Origin of the sequence: Acinetobacter tandoii DSM 14970 = CIP 107469 (genome assembly GCF_000400735.1) — a bacterium.
GTDB lineage: Bacteria > Pseudomonadota > Gammaproteobacteria > Pseudomonadales > Moraxellaceae > Acinetobacter > Acinetobacter tandoii.
In genome coordinates, this window is sequence record NZ_KE007375.1 from 130,675 (window position 1) to 137,139 (window position 6,465).

Sequence of the window (6,465 nt, forward strand, 5' to 3'; positions counted from 1 at the left end):
GTAATATGGCTTTTGACTTAGTACAATATTTTGCAGAGCAAATTCACATTCAAAAGCCAGAGCTTCTGAATCAATATCAGTCGAGTGAGCGTAAAGCACATCTGGCAGAAATCAATACGCTCAGTCTTGCCAAACTAATTACCTTATGGCGTAAAGACGAAAATAAACTCTACCAAGAAATTCAATCCCAAGAGCAACTGTATATTATCGATGTTGCACGGCATCTCACCACTTCAGATCAGAATCACTCAACTTTAAAAAAAGCTGAATTTGAACATACGATTACTGAAGTTTTGTCTTTGCAGTTAGCCGAATTAAAACAATTAGATGATACTGGTCATTATGGCATTAAAGGCCTACGTGAACTAATTACAGGACAAGTCGAACACTTATCTGGGCAAGCAGCAGACTGGATTTGGTCAACAAGTGAGCTAATAGAGCTAAAAGGAACTAAACCGATACTCGAAGAAGAGCTATCATTAGAGGAAACTATGAAGGAGTTTAATCAAATGATTCATCAGAGTAATGTTGTAGAACATCATGAACAAATAGCTGAGGTTGAAAAAACTGCGGTTCCAACTTGGGCTAAAATTTTAGAGCCAGTTGTCGCTGTAGCCATTTTATGGGTACTTTATTCTGCTGCAACTCAAATGTTTGCATAAAATACGATCAGAGAGTGTGGTTGAATCGTGACTACACTCTCTTTTTATATAAAAATAATAATTTAGTCTCAATTATTTATCAATTTATCTAATTAATTTTCTTTTTGCTTTTGATCCTTTGATAAAATTTACACATTGTTACATTTATATTGAGATCAAAATGTGACACCCAAATATATCTGTTCTTTCATATTTCTATCTAAATTTCGTGATTAAAATCACACTAAACCCGAGTAAAATAATCTGAAATTTACTGAAATTGTCATTCGACTTTAGTCCTAAAAATAATTTCTATTGATAATATTTTAGTGCCGTTCATATAATCAAATGGATTTGATTCCAAGTTAAATCAATCCCAAAAAACCAAAAAAACATAAGAGAATCAATATGGCTAGAGTATCATTAGAAGCATTATCAGAAATTGATGGTTTCCATGCAGCTGCATTAGTTGATGGGGAAAGTGGTTTGGCTTTAGCAACACAAGGTGGTGGTGACATTGATCTTGAGTTAGCAGCAGCAGGAAATACCGAAGTTGTACGTTCAAAACGTCGTGTCGCAAATGCACTAAATTTGAATGACACAATTGAAGATATATTGATCACCCTCGGCAAACAGTATCACCTGATTCGCCCATTAGAAGGTAATGAAAAACTCTTTTTATACCTTGTATTAGAGCGTTCCAAAGCAAACCTTGCAATGGCACGTCATGAACTAAAAAGTTATGAGAAAGGTTTAGATTTCTCATGATTCAATATGCCCCCTTTTTGAATTGTCTAAAAAGGGGGATTACCGTTTCAACTTGTTAGATGTGTAGAGATAGTATGACAGAGCAATATCTTAATATTGCGATAACTGGTTTAAGTATTCATCATTCCGAAGAACTCAAAACCCAGCTACGTAATCTCATTCCACAAGAATATAAAATTAAATGGAGTACAGCAGCAGACCCCACTATCGATTGCTTATTTATACATGAAAATTTTTATGAAACTGACGGTATTCAAAAAATAATTCAAAGCCGTAATTTTCCCTGGTTAAAAATTACCAAGAATAATGACAATGAGAATATCCTTCAGGAAAATACCTTATCTCTACCTATTGTTAATCCACAGAATTTTTCTGACTGGATTTTACAACACTTACTCAATACATCACTCGAAAACCCCAACGAGCATATTTTTGAAGTTAACCCTAAAAAAACCCCGTATAAACTCGAATATTTCAGTAAGATGCTTGATAAAGAGCGCAACTCAAAACTTCATCTTTTTGATAATTTAGGCACAATTGCAATTATCGATGTCCAAAAGAATATTGCTTGGCTCAATCCTGAGCGGGAGCAGGCTTTTACAGATTCAGGCTTTGGCTATGACATTGCCAGTACCAGTAACTTTATGAAGGTTTCAAGAAAACAAACTTATCTTTTAAATGACTGGTTATGGCAATTTTTCTGGGATTCTCCACTATTTTTAAAAGAAATTGCACCTGAAGATGGTCATTTCAAGATTCATATGTGGCCAAAACCTTCTCAAAATCTAGATCGGAAAGTGGTATTCCAACTCTCTAGCTGTTTTATTCAAGGAGGGAAAGTTTCAAAAATTGCAAATCAATTGAATATTCCCTTAGAAACAGTGCAGAGATTCATAGCTGCCAATATTGCAACAAATAATCTTTCCAGAATCAACATTTGGGATAAACATTTTAATCCGCCAGAAGCCCCATCAGTATCCGAAGATGCAGGATTTATTAAAGGTTTCTTTGGAAAATTAAGAAAAAAATTGGGGATATAGGACAATATTATGATCTTACAACGGTTCAAAATTGTTTTTGCAGGTGGTATGGGAGCTGGCAAAACTGAAGCGATTAAATCATTATCAGAAATTCCAGTGTTACAGACTGAGGCTTTTAATACAGATGCTCAACGACATAGTAAAATGGAAACTACTGTGGGTATTGATTACGGGGAAATCACCCTAGAAGATAACGTTACCATAGGGCTCTATGGGACACCAGGTCAGAGTCGTTTTGACTTTATATGGTCCGCGATAACCAAAGGGGCAATCGGTGCAATGATTTTGATTGATCATCATTCTGATAATTCAATTCAAGAACTCGAAAGCTACCTAGAAACTTTTCAAAACTTTACTGACAATATTGCAATTGGTATTACCCACACCGATCTCATCTCCGAAAACTCAAAATCTACAGGGATTTATAAAGACTGGTTATTACAAAATGACTTGTTTTCCCCATTATATTTCATTGATGCACGCAAGAAAGACGATGTACTGTTATTATTAGAGGCGTTAATCACATCCATTGAAGTTAACTCCAATATTGCCAATTAATTTGAATAGAGGTTTGATATGTTTACTCTAGAACAAAGCCGCACAGCACCTAAAGAGTTGATTCAATTTGCCAAAGATGAAATTTACGACTTAATGATGAATGTTCGCGGTGTCAACTATGTGATGCTTTGTAGTACTGATGGCTTTGAACTCGCCCATGTCCATAAAAAGGATAGTTACAACAGCACTAAGCTAGCAGCTGTGAGTAGCTCTATACTTGCTATGGTTGCAGCATTTATGAATGAAATTCATTTAGAAGGTTGTCAATCCATTACTTTAGATGCAGAGAATGGAAAAGCTATCCTTACCTCTATTCCTTCAAGTAAACACCCATTGATTATTGTGACTTTGGCTGAAAAAGATGTACTACTAGGACAACTCCTTTATACATTAAAAACTGCCAGTAATCGTATTTCAGATTTTTAATACTTAAGCCTTAGAGTTAGAAACAGCGACTTTAAGGTTATCTATAATCATCTTAACCTATGTTATTTATATTTGCGCCTTCGCACGTTTTTAGTCTTTGGCATTTAATTTAAATAAATATTTATATAAAAAAACACCCCCTTCTGTATAGAAGGGGGTGTTTGAATTAATGAGCTGGCGATGACTTACTCTCACATGGGTAACCCCACACTACCATCAGCGCTAAGAGGTTTCACTTCTGAGTTCGGGAAGGGATCAGGTGGTTCACTCTTGCTATTGTCGCCAGCACAACTGTTTATGGACTTGTTCGGGTTTTATGCTCAGATCCTATGATCTTATTGCTACCGTACTTTGTACCAAATGAGTTATTAACGGATTAGTTAACTGAGTCGAATTTTATGTTCTAGCTTTCACTAAATCAAGTTTTTTGTTTCAGATCAGGTTTAACTGATCTTTTATGAATCGATTATAAGCTTTACATACAACTGCTTGGGTGTTGTATAGTCAAGCCTCACGAGCAATTAGTATTGGTCAGCTTCACATATCACTATGCTTCCACATCCAACCTATCAACGTCGTAGTCTCGAACGGCTCTTTAGAGGACATAAAGTCCTAGGGAAATCTTATCTTGAGGTAGGCTTCCCGCTTAGATGCTTTCAGCGGTTATCCCTTCCGAACATAGCTACCCGGCGATGCGACTGGCGTCACAACCGGTACACCAGAGGTTCGTCCACTCTGGTCCTCTCGTACTAGGAGCAGATCCTCTCAAATTTCCAGCGCCCACGGTAGATAGGGACCGAACTGTCTCACGACGTTCTAAACCCAGCTCGCGTACCTCTTTAAATGGCGAACAGCCATACCCTTGGGACCTGCTTCAGCCCCAGGATGAGATGAGCCGACATCGAGGTGCCAAACACCGCCGTCGATATGAACTCTTGGGCGGTATCAGCCTGTTATCCCCAGAGTACCTTTTATCCGTTGAGCGATGGCCCTTCCATACAGAACCACCGGATCACTAAGACCTACTTTCGTACCTGCTCGACTTGTGGGTCTCGCAGTTAAGCGCGCTTTTGCCTTTATACTCTACGCGTGATTTCCGACCACGCTGAGCGCACCTTCGTACTCCTCCGTTACTCTTTAGGAGGAGACCGCCCCAGTCAAACTACCCACCAGACATGGTCCTCGTCCCGGATAACGGGACAGAGTTAGAACCTCAACATTACCAGGGTGGTATTTCAAGGACGGCTCCATTGGAACTGGCGTTCCAACTTCAAAGCCTCCCACCTATCCTACACAAGTAAGGTCAAAGTTCAATGTCAAGCTGCAGTAAAGGTTCACGGGGTCTTTCCGTCTAGCCGCGGGTACACTGCATCTTCACAGCGATTTCGATTTCACTGAGCCTCTGCTGGAGACAGCGCCGCCATCATTATGCCATTCGTGCAGGTCGGAACTTACCCGACAAGGAATTTCGCTACCTTAGGACCGTTATAGTTACGGCCGCCGTTTACTGGGGCTTCGATCAAGAGCTTCGCTTACGCTAACCCCATCAATTAACCTTCCAGCACCGGGCAGGCATCACACCCTATACGTCCACTTTCGTGTTTGCAGAGTGCTATGTTTTTAATAAACAGTTGCAGCGGCCTGGTTTCTGTGGCTGCCAATAGCTCAGGGAGCAAGTCCCATCACCGTCAGCAGCGTACCTTCTCCCGAAGTTACGGTACCATTTTGCCTAGTTCCTTCAGCAGAGTTCTCTCAAGCGCTTTGGTCTACTCGACCTGACCACCTGTGTCGGTTTCGGGTACGATTCCTGTGTAACTGAAGCTTAGAGACTTTTCCTGGAAGCATGGTATCAGCCACTTCACTGTACAAGTACAGCTTGCTATCAGTTCTCAGCATAGAGTACCCCGGATTTGCCTAAGATACATGCCTACAACCTTCCACCTGGACAACCAACGCCAGGCTGACTTAACCTTCTCCGTCCTCTCATCGCATTACACAGAAGTATTGGAATATTAACCAATTTCCCATCGACTACGCCTCTCGGCCTCGCCTTAGGGGTCGACTCACCCAGCCCCGATTAACGTTGGACTGGAACCCTTGGTCTTTCAGCGAACGGGTTTTTCACCCGTTTTGTCGTTACTCACGTCAGCATTCGCACTTCTGATACCTCCAGCATACTTCTCAATACACCTTCATCGGCTTACAGAACGCTCCCCTACCACTTGACTAATGTCAAATCCGCAGCTTCGGCACATAGTTTTAGCCCCGTTACATCTTCCGCGCAGGCCGACTCGACTAGTGAGCTATTACGCTTTCTTTAAAGGGTGGCTGCTTCTAAGCCAACCTCCTAGCTGTCTATGCCTTCCCACATCGTTTCCCACTTAACTATGATTTTGGGGCCTTAGCTGGCGGTCTGGATTGTTTTCCTCTTGACTACGGACGTTAGCACCCGCAGTCTGTCTCCCGGATAGTACTCATAGGTATTCGGAGTTTGCATCGGTTTGGTAAGTCGGGATGACCCCCTAGCCGAAACAGTGCTCTACCCCCTATGGTATTCGTCCGAGGCGCTACCTAAATAGCTTTCGGGGAGAACCAGCTATCACCAGGCTTGATTAGCCTTTCACCCCTATCCACAAGTCATCCCCTGGCTTTTCAACGACAGTGGGTTCGGTCCTCCAGTTAGTGTTACCCAACCTTCAACCTGCTCATGGATAGATCGCCTGGTTTCGGGTCTACACCCAGCAACTAAACGCCCTATTAAGACTCGATTTCTCTACGGCTCCCCTATACGGTTAACCTTGCTACTGAATGTAAGTCGCTGACCCATTATACAAAAGGTACGCAGTCACCGAACAAGTCGGCTCCCACTGCTTGTATGCATGCGGTTTCAGGATCTATTTCACTCCCCTCACAGGGGTTCTTTTCGCCTTTCCCTCACGGTACTGGTTCACTATCGGTCAGTCAGGAGTATTTAGCCTTGGAGGATGGTCCCCCCATATTCAGACAAGGTTTCACGTGCCTCGCCCTACTCG

General features: G+C 41.5%; 5 protein-coding genes and 2 rRNA genes. 5 read left to right on the forward strand and 2 right to left on the reverse strand.

The window, feature by feature from the left end:
* Nucleotides 1–5 precede the first annotated feature (5 nt).
* The 5 genes from I593_RS18565 (at nucleotide 6) to I593_RS18585 (ending at nucleotide 3,433) form a co-directional block, all read left to right on the forward strand.
* A complete protein-coding gene (locus tag I593_RS18565) occupies nucleotides 6–662 on the forward strand; it encodes a hypothetical protein (protein ID WP_016165409.1) in 657 nt (218 codons plus the stop codon).
* A 387-nt stretch (nucleotides 663–1,049) separates the two neighbouring features.
* The gene (locus tag I593_RS18570; RefSeq protein ID WP_016165410.1) at nucleotides 1,050–1,409 is read left to right on the forward strand and encodes a roadblock/LC7 domain-containing protein; all 360 of its coding nucleotides are present in this window, start codon (nucleotides 1,050–1,052) and stop codon (nucleotides 1,407–1,409) included.
* A 74-nt stretch (nucleotides 1,410–1,483) separates the two neighbouring features.
* Entirely contained in the window at nucleotides 1,484–2,449 is a 966-nt protein-coding gene (locus I593_RS18575) for a hypothetical protein (RefSeq protein WP_016165411.1), read from the forward strand.
* A gap of 9 nt (nucleotides 2,450–2,458) precedes the next feature.
* Complete coding sequence (locus tag I593_RS18580) at nucleotides 2,459–3,007, forward strand: GTP-binding protein (RefSeq protein ID WP_016165412.1); 549 nt, start codon at nucleotides 2,459–2,461, stop codon at nucleotides 3,005–3,007.
* An 18-nt stretch (nucleotides 3,008–3,025) separates the two neighbouring features.
* The gene (locus tag I593_RS18585) at nucleotides 3,026–3,433 is read left to right on the forward strand and encodes a roadblock/LC7 domain-containing protein (protein ID WP_016165413.1); all 408 of its coding nucleotides are present in this window, start codon (nucleotides 3,026–3,028) and stop codon (nucleotides 3,431–3,433) included.
* A 172-nt stretch (nucleotides 3,434–3,605) separates the two neighbouring features.
* Here the strand turns inward: I593_RS18585 and rrf are convergent.
* A 5S ribosomal RNA gene (rrf, locus tag I593_RS18590) occupies nucleotides 3,606–3,720 on the reverse strand.
* A 213-nt stretch (nucleotides 3,721–3,933) separates the two neighbouring features.
* Nucleotides 3,934–6,465: ribosomal RNA gene (locus I593_RS18595) — 23S ribosomal RNA — on the reverse strand; the annotation flags it as partial.